Origin of the sequence: Pseudoduganella sp. R-43 (assembly GCF_049913255.1) — a bacterium.
Lineage (GTDB): Bacteria > Pseudomonadota > Gammaproteobacteria > Burkholderiales > Burkholderiaceae_D > Rugamonas.
This window is the reverse complement of the sequence record NZ_CP183988.1, coordinates 5,748,280-5,769,940: the sequence shown is the minus strand read 5'-3', so window position 1 is coordinate 5,769,940 and position 21,661 is coordinate 5,748,280. Positions and strand designations below refer to the sequence as shown.

General features: G+C 65.5%; 19 protein-coding genes. 3 read left to right on the top strand and 16 right to left on the bottom strand.

All coding sequences use genetic code 11. From position 1 onward, the window contains the following. Positions 1-58 precede the first annotated feature (58 nt). From ACN9M3_RS26330 to ACN9M3_RS26310, 5 genes are read right to left on the bottom strand one after another with little or no spacing between them, the layout of a single operon-like run. Positions 59-562 (bottom strand): DUF1003 domain-containing protein, encoded by a 504-nt coding sequence (locus tag ACN9M3_RS26330; RefSeq protein WP_426164334.1) that lies wholly within the window; start codon positions 560-562, stop codon positions 59-61. Between the two features lie 2 nt (positions 563-564). Next, positions 565-1,029, bottom strand: coding sequence for an AraC family transcriptional regulator (locus tag ACN9M3_RS26325; RefSeq protein ID WP_426164331.1), 465 nt, complete (start codon positions 1,027-1,029; stop codon positions 565-567). A gap of 10 nt (positions 1,030-1,039) precedes the next feature. Next, a complete protein-coding gene (locus tag ACN9M3_RS26320; protein ID WP_426319100.1) occupies positions 1,040-4,138 on the bottom strand; it encodes an efflux RND transporter permease subunit in 3,099 nt (1,032 codons plus the stop codon). Between the two features lie 9 nt (positions 4,139-4,147). Beyond that, positions 4,148-5,293, bottom strand: a complete 1,146-nt coding sequence (locus ACN9M3_RS26315; RefSeq protein ID WP_426164327.1) for an efflux RND transporter periplasmic adaptor subunit — start codon at positions 5,291-5,293, stop codon at positions 4,148-4,150. 13 nt (positions 5,294-5,306) lie between these two features. Next, positions 5,307-6,710 (bottom strand): efflux transporter outer membrane subunit, encoded by a 1,404-nt coding sequence (locus ACN9M3_RS26310; RefSeq protein WP_426164325.1) that lies wholly within the window; start codon positions 6,708-6,710, stop codon positions 5,307-5,309. Positions 6,711-6,850: 140 nt separating this feature from the next. Here ACN9M3_RS26310 and ACN9M3_RS26305 point away from each other — a divergent pair, with 140 nt between their 5' ends. Both ACN9M3_RS26305 and ACN9M3_RS26300 read left to right on the top strand, forming a co-directional pair. Continuing rightward, complete coding sequence (locus ACN9M3_RS26305) at positions 6,851-8,212, top strand: DUF1800 domain-containing protein (RefSeq protein ID WP_426319099.1); 1,362 nt, start codon at positions 6,851-6,853, stop codon at positions 8,210-8,212. An 11-nt stretch (positions 8,213-8,223) separates the two neighbouring features. Next, positions 8,224-9,471: a DUF1501 domain-containing protein gene (locus tag ACN9M3_RS26300; RefSeq protein ID WP_426319098.1), complete on the top strand. Its 1,248-nt coding sequence runs from the start codon at positions 8,224-8,226 to the stop codon at positions 9,469-9,471. Here ACN9M3_RS26300 and ACN9M3_RS26295 read toward each other — a convergent pair. After that, positions 9,468-10,001 (bottom strand): ester cyclase, encoded by a 534-nt coding sequence (locus tag ACN9M3_RS26295; protein ID WP_426164319.1) that lies wholly within the window; start codon positions 9,999-10,001, stop codon positions 9,468-9,470. The genes ACN9M3_RS26300 and ACN9M3_RS26295 overlap by 4 nt on opposite strands. A 97-nt stretch (positions 10,002-10,098) precedes the next feature. Here ACN9M3_RS26295 and ACN9M3_RS26290 point away from each other — a divergent pair, with 97 nt between their 5' ends. Further along, entirely contained in the window at positions 10,099-11,043 is a 945-nt protein-coding gene (locus tag ACN9M3_RS26290; protein ID WP_426164317.1) for a LysR family transcriptional regulator, read from the top strand. Between the two features lie 72 nt (positions 11,044-11,115). On the opposite strand, the gene ACN9M3_RS26285 is transcribed toward ACN9M3_RS26290, so the two are convergent. From ACN9M3_RS26285 to ACN9M3_RS26240, 10 genes are all read right to left on the bottom strand, one after another. Then, positions 11,116-11,565 (bottom strand): hypothetical protein, encoded by a 450-nt coding sequence (locus ACN9M3_RS26285; protein ID WP_426164315.1) that lies wholly within the window; start codon positions 11,563-11,565, stop codon positions 11,116-11,118. Further along, a complete protein-coding gene (locus ACN9M3_RS26280) occupies positions 11,562-12,353 on the bottom strand; it encodes an FAD:protein FMN transferase (protein WP_426164313.1) in 792 nt (263 codons plus the stop codon). Before ACN9M3_RS26280 ends, ACN9M3_RS26285 begins: the two co-directional genes overlap by 4 nt. Continuing rightward, entirely contained in the window at positions 12,353-12,892 is a 540-nt protein-coding gene (locus ACN9M3_RS26275) for an FMN-binding protein (protein WP_426164311.1), read from the bottom strand. The genes ACN9M3_RS26280 and ACN9M3_RS26275 overlap by 1 nt, the downstream gene beginning before the upstream one ends. Positions 12,893-12,903: 11 nt before the next feature. Continuing rightward, the gene (locus ACN9M3_RS26270) at positions 12,904-13,788 is read right to left on the bottom strand and encodes a DUF6662 family protein (protein WP_426164309.1); all 885 of its coding nucleotides are present in this window, start codon (positions 13,786-13,788) and stop codon (positions 12,904-12,906) included. Positions 13,789-13,862: 74 nt separating this feature from the next. Beyond that, positions 13,863-14,678, bottom strand: a complete 816-nt coding sequence (locus ACN9M3_RS26265) for a response regulator (protein WP_426164306.1) — start codon at positions 14,676-14,678, stop codon at positions 13,863-13,865. Next, the gene (locus ACN9M3_RS26260; protein WP_426164303.1) at positions 14,660-16,021 is read right to left on the bottom strand and encodes a hybrid sensor histidine kinase/response regulator; all 1,362 of its coding nucleotides are present in this window, start codon (positions 16,019-16,021) and stop codon (positions 14,660-14,662) included. The genes ACN9M3_RS26265 and ACN9M3_RS26260 overlap by 19 nt, the downstream gene beginning before the upstream one ends. Before the next feature lie 42 nt (positions 16,022-16,063). Then, positions 16,064-16,777 carry a 2OG-Fe dioxygenase family protein gene (locus tag ACN9M3_RS26255; RefSeq protein ID WP_426164300.1) on the bottom strand — a complete coding sequence of 238 codons (714 nt, stop codon included), beginning with the start codon at positions 16,775-16,777 and terminating at the stop codon, positions 16,064-16,066. Positions 16,778-16,791: 14 nt separating this feature from the next. Beyond that, positions 16,792-18,810 carry a TonB-dependent receptor gene (locus ACN9M3_RS26250; RefSeq protein WP_426319097.1) on the bottom strand — a complete coding sequence of 673 codons (2,019 nt, stop codon included), beginning with the start codon at positions 18,808-18,810 and terminating at the stop codon, positions 16,792-16,794. Next, positions 18,791-19,279 (bottom strand): DUF6702 family protein, encoded by a 489-nt coding sequence (locus ACN9M3_RS26245; protein ID WP_426164297.1) that lies wholly within the window; start codon positions 19,277-19,279, stop codon positions 18,791-18,793. The genes ACN9M3_RS26250 and ACN9M3_RS26245 overlap by 20 nt, the downstream gene beginning before the upstream one ends. Beyond that, complete coding sequence (locus ACN9M3_RS26240) at positions 19,276-21,651, bottom strand: M1 family metallopeptidase (protein ID WP_426319096.1); 2,376 nt, start codon at positions 21,649-21,651, stop codon at positions 19,276-19,278. The genes ACN9M3_RS26245 and ACN9M3_RS26240 overlap by 4 nt, the downstream gene beginning before the upstream one ends. Positions 21,652-21,661 lie beyond the last annotated feature (10 nt).

The window sequence follows — 21,661 nt, the reverse complement described above, 5'->3', positions numbered from 1 at the left end:
GCAATTGTGAATGCCGATTATGCGTTGATTATGTGTTTCCTGTGAAGCTGCGTGATGCTCAGGAACCGTCCTTCCGCTCATGCAGCAGGTGGCCGTGAACTTCAGCGGTCAGCTTGTCGATGCGCTCGACCAGCTCCTTGGTGGTCTGGGTCAGTTCAGTATTCTGGCGAAGCAGCTCCATCATCTGCGCTGTGTGGCGGGCCGCCTGCTGTGCCAGCGCCTCGCGGTGGCGCGCGTCGGCATCGTTGTGGGCCTTGTCCCGTTCGGCCTGGCGCGTTTGCGCGAGAAGGATCAGCGGCGCCGCGTAAGCTGCCTGCAGGCTGAACGCAAGGTTCAGCAGGATGAAGGGGTAGCGGTCGAAACGCGTGAGGCCCCAGATGTTCGCACCGATCCACACCGCCACGATGACAGTCTGCGCCCCGAGGAACAGCGGCGTGCCGAAGAAGCGGGCGAACGCTTCGGCCTTGAGGCCGAAGGTGTCCGCACCAAAGGTCTTGCTCAGGTGTTCATGTTCGCGATGAAAGCGCAGGTGGTCGCTGTCGTGGCCTGGCTGGCTGCTCATGATCAGTCGATCGGGATAAAGAGTTCGCAGGCGAATTCGCCCGTTTGCGGGTCGGCTCGAAAATCTGCGGCATAACGTTCGAAGCAGGGGCCGGGGCGGCCTTTCAAGCCCGCCTCGGGCAAGCCCCGTGAATAGAATTCATGCCACGCGTCGCCAATACCGCCTGCCGGGCCATAATAGTCCGCCACGGCATAGCGCCCGCCGGGAATGGTTGCCAGCGCCGCTGGCGGCGGCGCCGGGTCGTCATGCCCGACTTCGACGCAGGCGTCGTAGCGGCACTTCTCTGGCGGAGTATTGCCGGGATCATCCAGCGCCACGCCGTAGGTGACGCGTCCCATCAGGCCGTTGGACTGCATCCACGGCGCCACCACGTCGCGCCAGAAATCGCCCAGGGCCGGGCCAAAGGGCCCGGTGTGGCGCAGGCAGGCAACGCGGGCCGGTTCTATTTCTACGGTGCGGACTTTCATGGCAGGCTCCTCATTCGGCGACGGGCGCCGCTGCATGCTTGTGCGGCTTGCGGACCTTATGCACGATGCGCTTGATCAGGTGTTCGGCATCGTCCACATAGGTGAACACGGCCGGCACCACCAGCAGCGACAGCAGGGTGGAAGTAATCAGGCCGCCGATCACGGCAATCGCCATCGGCGAGCGGAAGCTCGGGTCGGCGCCCCAGCCCATGGCCAGCGGCATCATGCCGGCGCCCATGGCGATGGTGGTCATCAGGATCGGGCGGCTTCGCTTGTGGCAGGCGTCGACCAGCGCATCGAAGCGGCTCATGCCTTCGGCGCGCGCCAGGATGGCATAGTCGACCAGCAGGATCGAGTTCTTGGTCACGATCCCCATCAGCATGATCAGGCCGATCATGGATGGCATCGACAGCGCTTTCTGCGTCACCAGCAGCGCCACGAAGGCGCCGCCGATCGACAGCGGCAGCGCGGCAAGAATGGTCAGCGGCTGCAGGAAATCGTGGAACAGCAGCACCAGCACGCCGTAGATGCACAGCACGCCGATCAGCATGGCGATGCCGAAGCTGGCGAACAGGTTCTGCATTTCCTGCGTGTCGCCCAGTTCGGCGCGGGTCACGGTTGGCGGCAGGTTCTTCATCGACGGCAGCTGGCGTGCCTCTTCATCCAGTTCGCCCAGCGAGCGGCTGCCCAGCTCCACATCCAGCGTCACGTTGCGGCTGCGGTTCAGGCGGTCGATCTGGGCCGGGCCGGAATCCATGGTGATGGTCGCCACATTGGCCAGCATCACAGGGCCATTGCGGCCGGGGACTGTCAGGCGGCCGATGGCATCCAGGTCGGCGCGCACGCTGTCCGGCAGCTTGACGCGGACCGGCACCTGGCGTTCGGCCAGGTTCATCTTGGTCAGTTCGAAGTCGTAGTCGCCGGCGGTGGCCACGCGCACCGTTTCGCCGATGGCATTGGCGGTCACGCCCAGGTCGGCCGCCCTGGCAAAGTCGGGGCGCACGATGATTTCCGGACGCACCAGCGAAGCGCTCGAGGTGACATTGCCGATGCCGTGCAGGGTGCGCAGGTCGCGCTCCACCTTGCGCGCCGACTCGATCAGCGCCACCGGGTCTTCCGAACGCAGCACGAGCTGCATCTTCACGCCGGTATCCGGTGGGCCGACGGTGAAGCGCGCGCCCGGCAGGGCGGACAGCTTTTCGCGGATCATGTCGTCGATCTGGGGCATCGACTCCTTGCGGTCGTTGCGGTGCTTGGTCGTGATGGTCAGCACGGCACGGCGCGCTTCGGCCGCGGCGCCGGGTGCAAAGGCGTCGCCGGAAGAGCCGCCGCCGATGGAGCTGAATACGTTGGTGACCGGCTTGACTTCCATGATGGCCAGGCGGGCGCGCTCGGCGATGGCACGCGTTTCAGCCAGCGTGGAGCCGGGCGGCAGTTCCAGGTTGACCATGGTCTGGCCGCGGTCGGCCGGCGGCACGAAGCCGGTCGGTAGCAGACCCACCAGCATGATCGAGCCGACAAAGAACGCGCCTGCGGCCAGCGCGGTCTTGCCGCGATTATCCAGGCACCAGCGCATGGTCTTCATATAGCGCTGCATGATCCAGCCGTCTTCCTGCTGCGGCTTGTCGGTCTGCTTCAGCAGGTGGGCCGCCATCATCGGCGTCAGCAAACGCGCCACGACCAGCGATGCCAGCACCGCCAGCACGGCGGCCCAGCCGAACTGCTTGAAGAACTTGCCGGGAATGCCGCCCATGAAGGCGGTCGGCAGGAATACGGCAACCAGGGCAAAGGTGGTGGCGATCACCGCCATGCCGATTTCGTCGGCCGCTTCAAGCGCGGCCTGCATCGGCGTTTTGCCCATGTGCAGGTGGCGCTCGATGTTTTCGATTTCCACGATCGCGTCGTCCACCAGCACGCCTACCACCAGGGCCAGGGACAGCAAGGTCACGGTGTTCAGCGTGAAGCCCATCCAGTACATGCCGAGGAAGGCCGGCAGCACCGACAGCGGCAGCGCCGAAGCAGCTACCAGCGTGGCGCGCCAGTCGCGCAGGAACCACCACACCACCAGCACGGCCAGGATGGCGCCCTCGTACAGCAGTTCCATCGAGCCGTCGAAGTTCTCGGCAACCGGCTCGGCATTGTCGATCGATTGTGTGATGTCGATGGTCGGATGCGCCTTGCGCAGTTCTTCCACCGCGGCACGCGAGTCGGCGGCAACCTGGGTTTCGCTGGCGCCCTTGGTGCGGAAGATTTCGAAGGCGACCACTTTCTTGCCGTCCTGCGTCGCCTCCGAGCGCGGTTCGGCAATGGTGTCGGTCACGTCGGCCACCTGATCGAGGCGGATGTGGCGCCCATCGCCCAGCGGGATATCCATCTGCGAAAGTTCCTGCGCGCTTTTCACGGTCGCGATGGTGCGCACAGATTGCTCGGCGCCGCTGACGTCGCCGCGCCCGCCCGGCGCTTCCTTCTGCACCTGGCGCAGCATGCGCGACACGTCCAGCGCGGACACGCGCAGGGCCGCCATGCGTTCGTCATCCAGCTCGACGCGGATTTCCCGGCTCACGCCGCCGACGCGCTTGACGGCGCCGACGCCGGGCACCGACAGCAGCTTCTTGGCCACGGTATTGTCCACATACCAGCTCAGGTCCGCATCGTCGATCTTCGTTCCTTGCTTCGGCGTGACGGTGAAGGCCAGGATCACGCGGCCTGCGGTGGACACCTTGCTGACCACCGGGTCGCGCATTTCGCCGGGCATGTCGGCGCGCACCTGGGTGACGGCGTCGCGCACTTCGTTGACTGCGTCGGACAGGTTCTTCTCGAGAATGAACTCAACGGTGATGGTGGCGGTGCCGTCCAGCACCTTGGCGTAGATGTTCTTCACGCCTTGCAGCGTGGCGACCGAATCCTCGATCTTGCGCGCCACTTCGGTTTCCAGCTGGGCCGGCGCGGCGCCGGGCAGCGAGGCGGAAACGGTGACGATCGGCAGTTCGATGTCCGGGAAGTCCTGCACCGGGTTGGCGCGGTAGGCCATCCAGCCTGCCAGCGACAGCAGGATGAACAGCATGATCGCCGGAACCGGGTGCTTGATTGAGAGGGCGGAAAAGTTCACGGCGCCTCCTTAGCGTGCCGGCTTGACCGCCGCAGCGGCTTGCGCCGGCGCGCCGGTATTGCGTACCAGGTCGCCGTCGTTCAGGAAACCTGCGCCGGCAGCCACGATCTGCGCATCGGGCGCCAGCCCGGACAGCACTTCAATGCGGTCGCCGATGCGGCGGCCCGGCTGCACCTTGACCTGGCTCACGCGCTGGTCCTGGTTCAGGCGGAAGACGTAGCTGAAGCCATCGCGCACGGTAATCGCCTGCTGCGGCACGGTCAGCGCATCGGATGCGCCAAGCTCGAACTGGCCGGTGGCGAACATGCCGGCCTTGAACGGCGCCTGCTTGCCGTTATTCGGCGGCAGGTCGACATAGACCAGGGCGGAACGGGTCTGCGGGTCGATGGTCGGCGCCACCATGCGCACCTTGCCGGTCAGTTCACTGCCATTGGCGGCCTTGACGACGGCATTGCCGCCAATCCTGATGTTGCGCAGGTCGGCGGCCGTGACTTCGGCGCGCCATTCCAGGCGTCCCTGGCGGATCATGCGGAACAGCTCTGTTCCCGGGCCGGCGACGGCGCCGACGGTGGCGCTGCGGGCCGAGATCACCCCCGCGTCGGGCGCGACCACCCTGGTGTAGCGCAGGCGCAGTTCGGCCGACGCCAGCATGGCCTTGGCGGAGGCGGCGCGCGCCTGGGCCGTGGCTTCGGCGGTGGTGTACTGGCTGATCTGCTGGGCGCTCAGGGCGCCGGTGTCCTGGATCGAGCGTGCGCGCTCGGCATTGGCCTTCGCTTCCGCGGCGGCAGCTTCGGCTTCCATCAAGGCGGCCTTGGCTTGCGCCACTTCGGCCTGCGGGGTTTCCGGCGCGAACACGGCCAGTACTTCGCCCTTGGTGACGACGTCGCCCACGTTGACTTTGACGTCCGACAGGCGCAGGCCGTTCGATTCGCTGCTGATGATTGCCTCTTGCCAGGCGGCGACGTTGCCGTTGGCGGTCAGGCGGATCGGCAGGCTGGTTTTCTGAGGGCGGACGGTCGTGACGGTCAGCGATGGCTTGGCGGCGGCAGGCTTCTTGTCTTCGGCCATGGCGCAGGGCGCCTGGGCCAGGGCGGCAAGGGCAGTAGCAACTGCCAGGGCGGCGACAGCGGAGGGAGTGCGGTGCAGTGGTTTCATAGTTTGTCCAATCTTATTGCGCGGCAGGTGCGGCCCAGCCGCCGCCTGCTGCACGGTACAGGGCGATCCAGGCGGCGCTGCGTTCGCGCTGCAGGTTCACCACTGTGTTTTCTGCGGCCAGCCGCGTACGGCGGGCGTCTTCCAGTTCAAGCAGGCTGGCCAGCCCGTTCTTGTAGCGTTCTTCGGTCGCGGTGAAGAAGCTGCGATAGCCGTCCAGCGCGGTTTGCGCATCCTCGGCACGCTCCTGCGTGCTTTGCAGCGCCACCAGCGCCTGTTCAACCTCCGACACTGCCTGGCGCACGCTGGCCTTGTAGCTCGATACGGCTGCGTCATAGCGGGCGCGGGAAGCTTCCACATTGGCGCGGCGCACGCCCCAGTCGATGATCGGCAGGGTCATTTGCAGGGGGCCGATGGTCCATACGTTGGCGGTGATGTCCTGGCCGCCGGCATGCAGGCGGCCGCGCCCGATGGAGCCGGAAAGGCCCAGGCGCGGCAGGCGCTCGGCGCGCGCGCTGGCGACGTCGTAGCTGGCAGCAGCCACTTCGCGCTCGGCGTTGAACACGTCCGGACGCTGCGCCAGCACCTGGGCCGGCACCGTATCGATAGCGACGCCGGCTTCCGGCGACAGCACGGCATCGGCTGCGCTGTCGCCCAGGCGCGCGCGCAGCTCCGGTTCCGCGATGGCGGTCAGCGCCACCAGCACTTTCAGTTCGCTGTCGCAGGCGGCGCGCTGGGCCACCGCGCGGTTATTGCCGTCGGCGGCGCTGGCGCGGGCCAGGGCATTGGCGGAGGGCGACTGGAAGCCGGCCTTGGTGGTGATGTCGGTCAGGCGCGCGGTATGGGCGCGCGAGGCGGCATCCATGCGGGCAACGTCCAGCAGCTTTTCGCAGGCGCGCAGGCTGTAATACTGGTTGGCCGTTTCGGCCGCCACGCTGACGCGGGCTTCGTGCCAGCCCGCCTGCGCGCCCTCGTGGCGCGCGATGGCAGCGTTGCGGCGCGCGCGGCCGCCGCCGAACAGGTCGATCTCCCACTGGGCCTGGGCCAGCAGCTGGGTGGTGGTATTGGTAGGAGCGCTGGCGGACTGCTGGCTCATGCGGGTGGAGGTCAGTACACCGGTCAGCGAAGGTGCGAGGGCGGCGCCGGCGGCGGTGCGCTCGGCGCTGGCTGCTGCGAAGCGCGCCTGGGCGCTGGCGATGGTGGGACTGGCCGCCTGTGCGGCCTCGATCAACTGCACCAGCAGCGGATCGGACTGGCGCTGCCACCAATTGGCCAGTTCACCGGTACTGCCGTTATGGGGCAGGGGGGCCTGCCATTGTTGCGGCGCATCCGCCGCGACCTTGTTCGCCGGTCCGGTGATGCCGCAGGCGCTGAGCGCCAGCATGGCCGCCACCGATAGCGGGACCTGATATCTCTTCATGCCGTCCTTTCAATTTGCGCAACGTGAATTAGAGCATACAAATCAAACAATTAACATCCTGATACAAAGGAGTCTTTGCCCTCAATCCGGCGGCTAGCGTATAAAGAAAGTCCTGTAGATCATTGTATTGAGACGACATCATGCGAAGCTGGATACTCGGCGCCGTGCTTGCGGCGCTCCCCCAGGCCGCCCTGTGGGCTGCGCCACTGGCCGGCGAGCAGGCAGCTGTCCATGTGCTGAACCGGCTGGCATATGGACCGCGGCCCGGCGATATCGAGCGGGTGCGCCAGTCCGGCGTGCAAGCTTATATTGATGAGCAACTCACCCCGCCGGCCTTGCCTGGTGCGTTAGCCCAGCGGCTGGACAGACTGGAAACGCTGAAAATGAGCGCGGGCGATGCGCTGGAACGATTCCAGGAAGCACGCAGCGGCGACCAGGGTGAGCGCCGGGAAGTGGTGCAGCAGATGGCGTCCGAGGCAGCCGAAGCCCGCCTGCTGCGCGCCATCGAAAGCCCGCGCCAGCTGGAAGAGGTGATGGTTGACTTCTGGTATAACCACTTCAACGTATTTTCAGGCAAAGGCCAGGACCGCGCCCTGGTGGCCAGCTACGAGCGCGATGCGATCCGTCCCTACGTGTTTGGCTCCTTCCGCCAGATGCTCGGCGCCACGGCCCATCATCCAGCCATGCTGTTCTACCTGGATAACTGGGTCTCGAAGGCTGGCGGCCTGAATGAAAACTACGCCCGCGAGCTGATGGAGCTGCACACCCTGGGCGTGGACGGCGGCTATACCCAGAAAGACGTGACCGAGCTCGCGCGCATGCTGACCGGCTGGACCTACCGCCCCAAGCGCGACGCCCAGTTCGCCTTCGATCCGCGCCGCCACGATAACGGCGCCAAGACCTGGCTGGGCAAGCCGGTCACCGCGCGCGGGGAAGCGGAAGGCGAGTATGCGCTGGACGTGCTGGCGACGCACCCCGCGACCGCGCGCCATGTCAGCAGCAAGCTGGCGCAGTACTTCGTGGCCGACCAGCCGCCGCCCGCGCTGGTGGAGCGCTTGGCGCAAAGCTGGATCGCCAGCAAGGGCGATATCCGCACCGTGCTGCGCACCCTGTTCTCCAGCCCGGAGTTCATGGACCAGCAATATGCCGGCGCCAAGTTCAAGACGCCCTACCAGTACGTGGTATCCGCCTCGCGCGCCGCTGCCATGCCGATGCCCGAAGTGAAGCCGCTGGTCGGCATCCTGAACCGGCTCGGCATGCCCCTGTACGGCTGCCAGACGCCGGACGGCTACAAGAACACGGAAGGCGCCTGGCTGAACCCGGATGGCCTGAGCCGCCGCATCAGCTACGCGCTGTCATTTTCCAACGGCGCCGATGCCGGCAAGGTGCAGGAGGCATTGGGCGCCTCGGTGTCGAAACAGACTGCCGCCATCGTCGCCGACAGCAATGAACGCCTGCGCGCCGCCATGCTGCTCGGCAGCCCCGACTTCATGCAACGCTAACGGAGCGCGCCATGCAACGACGCCAATTCCTGAACGCCTTTGCCGCCAGCGCCGGCCTGATGCTGCCGCTCAGCCCCCATGCCTGGGCAGCGACCATGGCCCCCGGCAGCAGCTCGCCCACCGCGAAAAAACTGATCGTCGTCATGCTGCGCGGCGCGGTGGACGGCCTGAACGTGGTGGCGCCGGTGGCCGACCCCGAATATGCCCGCCTGCGCCCGAATATTGCGCTGGCCAGGCCGGGCGCCGAGGACGGCGCGCTGAACCTGGACGGCTACTTTGGCCTGCATCCGGCGCTGGCGCCCTTGATGCCGCTGTGGGAGCAGAAAAAGCTGGCCTTCGTGCACGCCAGCGGCTCGCCGGATGCGAGCCGGTCCCACTTCGATGCGCAAGACTATATGGAGTCTGCCACGCCGGGCGTGAAGAGCACGCAGGATGGCTGGATGAACCGCCTGCTTGGCAGCCTGCCGGGCGACACCACGCCGACGCGGGCGCTTAGCATCGGTCCCGTCATGCCGCGCGTGCTGTCGGGCGCGCAGCCGGCCACCAACCTTGCCAATGGCGCGGCCGGCACCCGCTCCACGCCGCTCGACCGGCCGCAGATCGCCAAGGCTTTCGACGCGCTGTACGCCGGCAATGAACGCTACGGCAAGGTGTACCAGGCCGGGCGCAAGGCGCATGAGGAAGTGATGGCCGCTGCCAACGGCGGCATGATGTCCGAGATGCAGGCGGCCGATAACGGCGCGCCGCTGCCGAACGGCTTCCCTGACGATGCCGGCAGGCTCGCCACGCTGATGCGCAACAATCCGAACATCCAGCTCGCCTTCGTTGCGCTGGGCGGCTGGGACACGCATGCCAACCAGGGTGCCGGCACCGGGCAACTGGCTAACCGCCTGCAGCCGCTGGGGCAGGGATTGGCGACGCTGGCGCAGCGCCTTGGCCCCTTGTTCGACGATACCGTGATTGTCGTGATGTCCGAGTTTGGCCGCACCGCGCGCGAGAACGGCAACCGGGGCACCGACCATGGCCACGGCAACGCCATGTGGCTGCTGGGCGGCAAGCTCCAGGGCGGCAAGGTCGCAGGCGAATGGAAAGGCCTGGCCGAGGCCCAGTTGAACGAGGGCCGCGACCTGCCTGTGACCACCGACTTCCGCCATGTGCTGGCGCACGTGGCCGAGCGCCACCTGCGCTTGCCCGACACGGCGCTGGCGCGCACCTTCCCCGGCCTGCCTTCCGCTGCGCGCCTGCAGTTGCTGGCTTAGTCTCCGATCACGCCGAGCTGGCGCAGGAAGGCGAGGTTGTCTTCGATGTGCCAGTTGTCGGTGATGCGGCCGTCAACGACGCGGTAGATGTCGGTGGCGATGAAGTCGATTGCCTGTCCTTTTCCGTGCACGCCCTTGAAACTGCCGGTGAAATGGCCCCGGAAGCGCAAGTGCACGACGGCGCGGTCGCCGCTGACAATCAGTTGCTCGATCTCGGCGCTCATATCGGGTACGGCAGCGCGCACGAAGGCTGATGCCGCCAGCGGGCCTGGCAATCCTTGTGCGCGGCCAGGCGGCAGGGTGCGGTCGGTGAATCCTGGCGCCAGCGCGGCGCGGGCCAGCGCTTCGTCCCCGTTGTTCCAGAACGATGCGTAGCGGCGGGCGGCAAGCACGCTGGCTTCGGCCTGTGCCGCCGGCAGCGAAGGGTCGACAAGCTGCTGGCGGGGATGGACCAGTTGCGCTTCGGGGGCCGCGTGGGCGCCAGCCAGGGGCAGGGCAGCCAGCAACAGGGTGGTCAGCTGTTTCATCATATCTCCTTTGGAAAGAATTGCATGGTATTTGCCCTGGTGTGGCTAAAATAGACGGCAATGACGAATACATACTTTCCAATTCAGGGAGAATCGGCCCATGCTTGATGATTTGCCGGCCCTGCGGGCTTTTGCGCACATCGTTGCGGCAGGCAGCATGTCGGCCGCGGCGCGTGAACTTGAACTGCCGCTATCGGTGGTGAGCAAACGCCTGGCGCAGCTCGAGAAGAATATCGGCCTGCGTCTGCTGCAGCGGACCACCCGGCGCCAGGCGCTGACGGCCGACGGTGCCTTGTTCCATGCGCGCGTCCTGCGCATCCTGGAGGAGGTTGGCCAGGCCGAGTCCCTGCTCGCGCACAGCCGGCAAGAAGTGGACGGCCTGCTGCGCCTGAGCGCTCCAGCCGAACTTGGACGCCAGCACATCGTTCCCATCGTCGCCGACTTCCAGCGCCAGCACCCTGGCCTGCAGGTACAGCTTGAACTGACCGATACGGTAGTGAACCTGCTGGAAACCGGGCAGGACATGGCGATCCGCTTCGGCAGCGTGGAAGATCCCAACCTGGTGGTGCGCCGGCTGGCGCCGAATTTCCGCGTGCTGTGCGCCGCGCCCTCCTACCTGGCGCAGCACGGCACGCCGGCAAGTCCTGCTGAGCTAACCGGGCATCGTTGCATCGTGATCGGTGACGCCCGGCGCGTCGACTGGCGCTTTGCTGGTGAGGCCAGCGTGCGCGTGGCCGCAACCTTCCTCACCAATGATGGCCAGGCTGCGCACATGCTGGCGCTGCAAGGTAGTGGCTTGGTAGTAAAATCGATCTGGGATGTGGGCGATGACCTGCTGGCCGGGCGCTTGCAGCGCCTGTTGCCACGCTATGGCATGCCGGCCGCGCCGCTGCAGGCGATCCTGCCGCACGGCCGCAACCTGCCGCTCCGGGTTCGCCTCTTCCTTGATTACCTGCAGGTACGCCTGACGTCTGCCTGGCGTTGGGACGCGGTTGGGGACGAGAATCATGCTGAAGTTTCTATGGAAGTTGACCAGCCCCGATGAGCGGTCGGAGAACACGCTCGGCATGATCGCCGCGGTGTTCAGCCTGATCGCACTGGGCTGGCTGGTGCTGGCTTAAACCGCTGGGCCATGATGATGCCGGCTACGGTAGCCGCGCAGCCAGTGCCAGCCGAAAGGGCCGAGCAGGACGATGCCCAGGGCCAGGTGCAGCAGCGCCGCCATGGTGCCCGCTTGTTCCTCGCCCAGGTAATAGACTGCCACGGCGCTCATGCACAGCAGCACCAGCAAAGAGCCGACGAACAAGCCGCTGCCACGGTGCTTCCGGCGTCGCCAGCCCGCGCGCATGTGCAGGCTCCATAAGGACCCGGTAAACGCCGCCAGGCTGAAGCCGCCGGCTGCGTGCAGCATCGCCGTGTAAACGCGGGCTTCGCCCGGCAGGCGCCAGGGCAGGTCCATTTCGGCGCGCATCACCAGCGTGCCGGGCGCCAGCAACAGGCCGGTGACCAGCATCATCAGCAGCGCGCCGAGCAGCGCGCGCAAGAACCAGCGGGGATAGCCTTTCATGCCACTTGCCCTCCCAGGCTTGCCAGCAGTTCTGCGCGTACCTGCGCTGGCGCAATGGCGGCCACCTTCGTCAATGCGTCGGCGCGCCACGCGCTGCGCGCGGTCACCGACCAGACGCCTTGTTGCGGCGCCAGACCGGCCGGGCCAATGATGTCGGCGCCGAAGGATTCGTCGCGCCGGGAGGCCACCATCGAACTGGCGAAAGCTGCGTTGCGCAGCGTGCCGCAAGGGCGCACGCCGCCGTCTTCGCCGCGCAGGGCAATCGGCAGTTCGATGTCGCCGAAGACGCGGAGATCGCCGCCGGCGTTGATCCAGCCCGCCACCGCGCCGGCCCGGCGCATGGCGCGGCAGGCCACATCGACGGCAAAGCCTTTGGCGATTCCGTCCAGCACCAGGCGCACCGGCCGCCGCAAGCGGACAGCTCCTCTGCCCAGTTCCACGTCAAGCGCCGAGCCGCGTTCCAGCGCGGGCAAGCCGCCATGGTCGGGCAGGCTGCCCCGGCGCACCTGCGCGCCGCCGACGGTAAAGTCGAAGTAGCCGCCACTGGCCAGCATCAGGCCGCGTGCAAGGCGCAGCAAGCGGACCGTGTCGCCATGCACGGCGACCCAGCCGCCGTCGCTGCCGTTGATGCGCGACAGTTCGCTGCCCGGGTCCTGGAAGCTCCAGCGTTCCTGCGCCAGTGCCAGGCTGGCAAAGGCCGCGTCGAGGGCGGGCAGGCCGGCGCTGCCGGAGCAGCCTGCCTCGACGAAAGTGCCCAATGCAGGGCGCATGCGGCGCACTACGTCCATCAGGCCTTGAGGAACATCTGCTGGATTACCAGCAGCCGCTTGACGCCATCCATCACATTGCGGCACGACAGGGTGGCGCCGCTGATGTTCTGGATGTCCTGGTCCAGCTTGAACGGATCGCTGACCGACTTGCCGGCGAATTGCTTGCGCCAAGCCGGCTCGCGTACCTGGCCGCCGTGCGTTTCGCGGTAGCTCATGATTTCGATGCCGACTACCTTGCCATCGGCGCCAATGGCGGTGGCGTAGGTAATGAACTCGTGCTTGCCGATCACTTCATCGACCATCAGCCAGCCCTGCAGCTTGCCGTTCTTCTCGGCGCGCCAGAGCTTCATTTCGTCGTTGCGCTGGCGCACGCCGGCAGCGGCCTTGATGCGGTCGCGCTGTTCACCGCTGAACTTCAGGGTCTGCTCGCTGAACTGGGCGCCGGGAAACAACTGCTCCTGCGCCTGCGCCACCGTCAGGTAGTCGGTGGCGTAGGCCGTGGGACCGGCCAGCACGGCCACAGGAAGGAAGAAGGCATTCCAGCGAAGTGCACTCATGGCGATTCCCTTTAGAAGTTGTAGCCGACCTTCAAACGCAGCTCGTTCTTGGTGCGCTCGATCAGGTGCAATTGCTTTGCAGGCTGGCCGTCGTAACGCTCGCCGCCACCGCGCAGCTGGCGGAACACGGTCAGCGTCGCCCACCATTGCTTGCCGCCATAGTGCAGCGAAGGGCCGCCGAAGACCGACCAGCGCTCCTGCCCAACCTCGGTCTCATACTCGTTTTCGAACAGCGCTTCAACGCCGGCATACCAGCCCGGTGCGAAACGGTAGGACAGGCCGGTGCCGATCTTGGTCGAGATTTCCATCTCCGGATCGGTCGGCCATTCGAAGTCTTCCGGCAGGTCGGCAATGGCCTTGCGTTTTTCGTGCGCTGCGCGCAGGCCGATATTGCCCACCCAGGTCAGCTGGCCTTCCAGGAAGTACTTCTGCGCCTGCAGTTGCGCTTCGAATTCCAGTTCGCGCTTGCGCTGGCCCGAGTGCACGTCCAGGCGGCCGTATTCGAAGGAGGTATAGGCGGACAGGCCGAAATCGTCCTTGGCCGGGCTGAGGAAGTTGTACTTGGCTGCGACTTCAAAGCCTTGCAGGCGCAGGTTGGAATCAATGTCCTTCGGCAGGTAGCCGTTGATCAGCAGGCCTTGGCTCTTGACGGCCAGGCCGTTCACTTCGGCCGATACCTGGAAGCGGTCGGTCACGCCGTATTCGATCTCGGTCTTGGTGTCCACCGCGCGGTAGTGGCCGCTGCCCTTGTTGTTGCGCTGGGTGACCCATTGGTAAAACTCGCCGCTGCCTTTTGGCAGGACTTCGGAGCCGCGGACGTAGCCGAACAGGTTTTCATCCGCGAGGGCGGGCAAGGCGGCCAGCAAGCCGGCGGCCAGTACGACATGTTTGCGCATTGAACTGGTTTAACGAAGTTGAAAAATGCGCAATAATAAATGCGAATCATTCGCATTGCAAGTGAGGGGAACCCTTAACTGCGCAGCAGGGCTTCGATGGCGCCGACCAGTTGTTGCGGGTCGAGCGGGTGGGACAGCACGCTGCGTTTGCGTCCGGCGCCCAGCGTTCCCAGCTCGTCTTCGTCATCGGGGCGGATCAGCAGCACCGGCAGCCCCGGCGCCATTTCCAGCGCATCGCCCAGGAAGGCCAGGCGGCCGGCCTCCAGCAAGCCCAGCTCGCACAGCACCAGGTCGAACTGATGGCCGTCCAGCAGTACGCCGGCATCCATTGGATTGGCAGCCGTGCTGACGGAGTAGCCGCTGTGTGCCAGGATGGCCGCCACCAGCCCGGAATTCTCGGGCGCGGCGTCGAGCAGCAGCACGCGGGACCGTGCCGGCGAGGCCAAGGGCGCCGCGGCCGCTGCGGATGGCGCGGCCGGCGCCGCAGTGGCGGGCGCCGGTTGCGCGCTGGCGCGGCGCAGGTGCGCCGGAAGGAAGGATTCCAGGGCCGGAATCAGCACATCCGGCTCCATCGACTTGGGCAGGCAGCCGGAGAATCCGGCGCGGCGCAGGGCTGCGCAGCCGTCGGTGACGGGGAGCGCGCTGGCTGCCAGGATCGGAATCGCCTGCGTGGCTGGATCGGCGCGCAGCCGCGCCAGCACGCCCGGCCCGTCAAGCTTAGGCAGATGCAGGTCGCACAGGATCAGGTCCGGTTTTTCGCTGGTGGCCAGCGCTACCCCCATTTCACCGTCGCTGGCGCACAGCGGGCGATGGCCGAAGGCCTGCAGCAAGTACGTCATCAGGTCCATATTGGCCTGGTTGTCTTCAATGATCAGGATGCGTGCCGACATTTGAGCGCAAGCGTGAAGGTGCTGCCTTTGCCAAAGTCGCTGCTGAAGAACAGCGAGCCGCCGAGGAGGTTGGCCAGGTTCTGGCTCAGGTACAGGCCAAGCCCGGCGCCTTCCGCATGCCGCGTCGACGTGTTATCCAGCTGCGAGAAGGCCTGGAACAGCTTGGCCTGGTCCTCTTCCTTGATGCCGCTGCCGCTGTCGGTCACGCTGAACTCCGTGATCACAGCCTGCTCTTCGTCAGTGCGCTGTTTCAGCGCCAGCTTGATCATGCCCTTTTCAGTGAACTTGATCGCGTTGTTGGCCAGGTTGATGATGATTTGCGCCAGCGCGCGGCGGTCGGTCTGCAGAACGATCGGCTGCTCCGGCATGTCGATGAAGACTTCCAGGCCCTTTTGCGCGGCCAGCGGGCGCAAGGTATCGGCCACTTCGCCTATCAACTGCTGGCAGTGCACGGATTCCACCGTCAGGGTGACCTTGCCGGCTTCGATCTTGGCCACGTCCAGGATGTCGTTGATCAGCGAGAGCAGGTGGCGCGCGCTGGAACGGATGGTGTTGAGCTGGCGGTCCTGTTCGTCGGTCAGCGGGCCGGGAAGCTTCATCAGCAGCGCCCCGGTGAAGCCGATGATGGCGTTCAGCGGCGTGCGCAGCTCGTGCGACATATTGGCGATGAAGGCCGACTTCATGCGGCTGGCCTCGGCCAGTTCCAGGTTCTTCAGCGCGATCTCGCGGTTGATGGTTTCCAGCTCGCCGGCATGGTGCGCCAGGCGCATGTTCAGTTCGATCACCTGCCGCTCGCGCGCCTGCAGCTCGCTGTTGACCTGCACCGCCTGCTCGTAGGTCGAAATCAGCAGGTCGAGGATCTGCTGGCGTTCTGCATTGATGAAGTGTTTCTGGTCGCCCAGGTAGAGGGCGATGCCGACCTCCATGCTGGAATTCTTGCGCAGCTTCTGGTTGACCAGCATCTGGCCGATGCGGTTCAGCAGGTAGTCCTCGGCGTAGGGCTTGCGGATGAAGTTGTCGGCGCCGCATTCGATGCCGCGGATGATGTCCTTGGGATCGGTCAGCGAGGTCACGAGGATGACCGGGATATCGCGCAGGGCCGGATCGGCCTTGACGGCACGGCACAGCTCATAGCCGTTCATCTCGGGCATGACGATGTCGGACAGCACCAGGTGCGGCTTGTGTTCGCGAATATCGGCCAGTGCCAGCTTGCCGTTGGCCGCCACCCTGGCATGATAGCCCGAGGACCGGATCAGCCGCCGCAGGCGCTCGGCCTGGGTTGGACTGTCCTCCACGATGAGTATTTCCAGCTCATCGGGCGCGATTTCGTAGCTGGAGTCCAAGTCACCTCCGAAATGGTTGGGTGTTCAGACTATACCGTTTTTTCACCCGCCTTGGAAACCGCCGTCACGATAGGTGATGACCAGGGTGTCGCGGTGGCCATGTTCGGCCAGCGGCTGGATCGGGGTCGATTCATGGATGACAGCCGCGTCGTCCAGCAGCAGCATGGTCCAGGGCTCGGTCATGGTGAAGCGCTTGCCGTTCGGGCCGTCGGCCTCGAACACGCGGGTTTCGCCGCCCTTGATGCCATGGCGGCCGACCAGCAGCACGGCCACGAAGTCGACGCCGTCGCGGTGGGCGCCTTCCGGGGTCGGGCGGCCGATGCCGTCGGTAGTGTCGATGCGGAACTGGTGGGCTTCCACGTACCAGGGATGCTGGCCGCGTACCTGGGCGCAGGCCTGGCCGATGGCGGCCAGCAGCTTGGTCCACGCCTGGTTGGCGACCGTTTGCGGGGCGATGGGTTCGAACAGGCGGCGCATGCCGCCGTGCAGGGCGTTGTATTCGACCGGCTGCCAGTGGGCGCGGTGGGCAGTCTGGTCCAGGGCCAGGCCATCCTGCACGAAGCAGGAGTGACGGCGGCGGCGATAGCGGCCGCCGTCTTTCAGGTAGTTGTCCGGTGCCAGGTCGTCCCAGCTCGGGACCAGGGAATTCAGTTCATCCAGGGAGCAGCCGGCCAGGCTGGCCACGTCGGCCGGCTTGAGCAGGGCGTAGCCGGCGCTGCGCAGGGTGTGGATCAATTGGGGCAGTGGCGTCATCATGCCCCTTATTGTACTTAGAATGCGTAATTCAGGCTGAGGCGGAAAGATCTCGCCTCGATCGGGTGGAAGTGGATGTCCGCCCGGGCCTCGGCTTCGCCGCCCAGCCGCGATTCGTAGAAGTAGTCAATGGCCGATACCTGGCGGTTGGCGAGGTTGAAGCCTTCCAGCTCCAGCGTGGCGCGTGCGGCCAGCTTGTAGGCCAGGCGGCCGTTGACGGTGGCGCTGGCTTTCGAGCGGACAGAGTTGTCTTCCACCAGCGGGCGCGGGCCGAACCAGCGCAGGCGCAGGGAGCCGGACCAGGGGCCTGCCGGGGTGAGAGTGGCGGCCAGCTGCGCCACGCCCTCTACCGCGCCGGGGATGCGCTCGCCCTCCGGCGCCGCCTGGCGGAAGCGGCCGCGCGCAAACGCTAGGTCGGCATCAAGCGACAGGCATTTGAACGGCTTGTAGTAGTTGGAGAACTCGATGCCGTAGCGGCGGCTCGGGCGGCCCGCTTCGGTGCTGCCGGCGTCGCCGAGGTAGATCAGTTCCGAGTCGAAGTCCAGGCGGTACAGGGCCACCACCGTTTGCAGGCCCTTGACTGCTTCGCTGCGCAGGCCGAATTCGAGGCCGCGCGAACGGGCCAGGGGCGTTGCCGGCTCCTGCGCCTGCGTCACCCCGCGCGCGTCGTTGCTGTGGAAGCCGCGGCCGGCGTTCAGGTAAAACTCGGTGCGTTCCCATGGCCCGAAAGCCAGGCTGATGCCCGGGCTCGCCAGCGTATCGCCGGCGCGTGCCTGGCCGACGCCGAAGCGGTAGCGGTCCAGCCGCACGCCGGCTTCGCCGCGCAGCCATGGCGTGACCCGCAGGCGCTGCTGCAGGTAGAGGGCGGCGCTGGTTTCGACGATATGGTCGGCGCGGACGGTCGCCAGCACCTGGCGCGCCTGCGTATGTTGCAAGGCATTGAAGATATTGTCGTTCTGCGCCTGCAGGCCCAGCGTGGTGCTCCACGCCATATCGTCCATATGGTCATGCCAGCTATGGCTCACATCGAAACCGCTGGTCACGCGACGGTCCGGCTGGGCGAACTGGTCGCCATGCAGCGGATCGTCCAGGAAATACGTGAAGTTGGAGAACAGCTCGAGCCGGTTGTTGATGACGTAGGCGTTGGCGCGCGTGGTCTGCTTGTCGTCGCTGCGCGCCCAGGCGGCAGAGAGGCTGAAGCGGCGTGCCTGGCCGCCGTCCGTCAGGTCGATCCCGTCGAAGCGGCCCAGCAAGCCATTGTCCACGGCGCGCTGTGGAATCTGGTCGGTGGCGTTCCATGCGCCGCGGTAGGCCATGGCGGTGATGGTGTAGCCGTTGTTGGCAAAGCCTTCGCTGTAGCGCAGCACGGCGTTCAGCTTGCGGTAGTTGTCGCCGCGCGTCCATGGGCCGTCGTTGTGCACGGCTTCCACTGCGTACAGCAGCGATCCCTTGTCGCCGGATTCGCGCGAGCCCGCCAGGAGGGCGCGGCCGTAGCCGTTCTGGCCTGCGGTGGCGCTGGCCTGGTCCTGCGGCAGGCGGCTGGAATAATTGATCGCCGTGGCGCCGGCGGAGGAAAAGTCGCCGTTGCTCGCGTTGTACGGCCCCTTGCTGTAATCGAGCCGCGCCACCAGTTCGGGGATGATGAAATTGAGGTCGGTCCAGCCCTGGCCATGCGCATGGCTGCGCTGGTTGACCGGCATGCCGTCCACCGTGGTGCGCAGGTCGGTGCCGTGATCGAGATTGAAGCCGCGCAGGTAGAACTGGTTGGCCTTGCCTTCGCCGCTATGCTGGCTGGCCACCAGCCCAGGGGTTGCCTCGAGCAATTCGCCCGGACGGTAAATGGTGCGCGCCTCGAGCTGGCGCTGCGACACGCTGCCCATGCCGCCCGAATCGGCCACGCCAAGCTGGCTGGCGCGCGCGCCTTCGACCAGCACGCGCTGCATGAAGGGATCGTCGGCGTAAGCGGCTGCCGGCGAGAGCAGCCCGGCCAGCGCGAGGGCTGGCAGCCGCCGCCTCTCAGGGAAGCGGCTGTTCACGACGATCGCGGTTGAAGACGATGGAAGCGGCCGGGCGGCCGGGGCCGCTGACGTTGACGTTGTTGACTTGCTGCGGCAGGAAATCCGTCAGCACGCCATCGCGCAGGACGGCGCCAGGCGGCAAGGCGGTCTTTTCGATTTCCTGGAACACGTTGATGCTGTCGGCATTGGCTTGCATGCCGACCCACTGCAGCGCCACCGGCTTGCCGTTGACGCTGATGCGGAACTGCTTTTCGAGGTAGCGACGGAACACGGCCTGATCCTCCTCCAACCCAAGGTCGAACTGGCGCTGGTACAGGTTCATCAGCAGCGCCTCCACATCATGCGCCGTGTAAGTATGAACCACTTCCGTACTGCCTGAGCGCGGATTGAAGCTGATCTCGGTCAAACCCACGTGAAAATTATGGGCTTGGGCGGCGGCGCTGCACCAGAGCAGCGCCGCCGCGAGGACGGCCTTGAAACGCATCATTCCTTTTTGGCGCCTTCCTTGTCGCCTTCAGCATCCTGCTTCTTCAGCGGCGTGTTGAAGTCCTTCATCATGTTTTCCGGCTGGCGCGACTTGAACAGCTCCAGGCGGGAAGGCGTCACCTTGCGCGGCCAGGCATTGTTCGACTGGTCGATGTCGGCGGTTTCCCAGTACGGGTCATGCACCAGCGACAGCAGCGGCTCGTCGGTCACGATCACCTTGGTGATCTTCTTCGGCGAATAGCGCCATACTTCGGCGGGAATGCGCTCGATATACTTCTTGCCCGACTTCAGTTCGATCTGCAGGATCAGCGGCGTCACCAGGCCGCCCAGGTTCGAGAAGTCCACCAGGTACAGGTGCTTGCCCTGTGCCAGGAGGTCCTTTTCCCATTGTTCCAGCTCTTTGGCCTGCTCGGCGTACTTGTTGCGGTCTGCGTTGGTGACGGTGTAGTCGTCGTGCTCGTTGTAGAAGTCTTTCAGGGCCGGCTGCTCGTCCACCTTGCGCACCATGCCTTTGTTGCGCTGGTCGATGATGGAGACCGGCTCCGCATCATGCTGCGCCTTCTTCCAGGCCTTCTCGGTTTCCGGATTCCTGGTGCTCACGCCGTACTCGCTGATGCCGTCGATCGACACGTCGACCGCATCGGTGGTGTAGAACCAGCCGCGCCAGAACCAGTCAAGGTCGGTGCCCGACGCGTCTTCCATGGTGCGGAAGAAGTCGGCCGGGGTAGGGCGCTTGAACTTCCAGCGCCGAGCGTATTCGCGGAAGGCGTAGTCGAACAGCTCGCGGCCCAGCACCGTCTCGCGCAGGATGTTCAGCGCAGCGGCAGGCTTGGCGTAAGCGTTGTTGCCGAACTGGAGCAGCGACTCCGAGTTGGTCATGATCGGCACCTGGTTCTTCGAACGCATGTAGTCGACGATGAAGCGCGGATCGCCGCGGCCGGCCGGGTAGTTGTCTTCCCAGGCTTCCTGGGCCAGCGACTGGACGAAGGTGTTCAGGCCTTCATCCATCCAGGTCCACTGACGCTCGTCGCTGTTGACGATCATCGGGAAGTAGTTGTGGCCGACTTCGTGGATCACCACGCCGATCAGGCCGTACTTGGCGCGCTTGGTATAGGTGATTTCACCGGTCTTCTTGTCCTTCACCGGACGCGGACCGTTGAAGGAGATCATCGGATACTCCATGCCGCCCACCGGGCCATTGACGGAAATCGCGGTCGGGTACGGGTAATCCAGGCTGTACTTGTTGTACTGTTCGATGGTGTGGATGATGGCGGCGGTCGAATACTTCTCCCACAGCGGGTTGCCTTCCTTCGGATAATAGGACATGGCCATCAGGTTGCTGCCATCCTTCTTGTAGCCCTGCGCATCCCAGATGAACTTGCGCGAAGAAGCCCAGGCGAAGTCGCGCACGTTCTTCGCCTTGAAGTGCCAGGTCTTGGTTCCCTTGGCCTGGTTCTTCTCGGCCTGTTCGGCTTCGGCCTGGGTCACGATGACGACCGGGGTCTTGCTGGTACGGGCTTTTGCCAGGCGGTCGCGCTGGGCCGCAGTCAGAACCTCGCCGGGATTCTGCAATTCGCCGGTGGAGGCCACGATATGGTCGGCCGGCACGGTGATCTGCACGTCGTAGTCGCCGAACTCCAGCGTGAATTCGCCGGAGCCCAGGAACTGCTTGTGCTGCCAGCCGTACACGTCATAGTAGGCGGCCATGCGCGGGAACCACTGCGCGATTTCGAACAGCGCGTTCTTGTCCTCTGCGAAGTACTCGTAGCCGGAGCGGCCGCCAAGGACTTTCTGCTCATTGATCTTGTAGGTCCAATCGATGGAGAAGCTGAACTTCTCGCCCGGTTTCAGCGGCTGCTGCAGATCGATGCGCATCATGGTGCGGTTGACGGTGTACTGCAGCGGAGCCCCGCCGGAACCCTTGACGGAACCGATCTTGAAACCGCCATCGAAATCGCGGCCGGCCAGGATATTGCGCAGGCCTTCATACTTCATGCCTTCTTCATCGCTCTTTGCCCGGCCCCAGGCCTCGCGCGAAGGCGCGGTCATGGTCATGCGGGCATCGGAATCCGGCTTGTAGATGTTCTGGTCAAGCTGCAGCCACAGGTAATGCAGGGTATCCGGCGAATTGTTGTGGTAAGTGACCTGGCCGCTGCCGGAAATGGCGCGGTTGGCCTCATCCAGGGTGGCGCGGATGGTGTAGTCCGCGCGCTGCTGCCAGTAGGCATGGCCGGGAGCGCCGGAAGCGGTGCGGTACTGGTTGGCGGAAGGCAGCAGCTCATCGAGCTGGCGGAACTTGTCATCGAATGGTTCGGCAGCGAAGGCCGTCGCCGTCAGGCAAAGTGCGGCAAGGCCGAAATGAAAGCGTTTCATCGAATCCCCA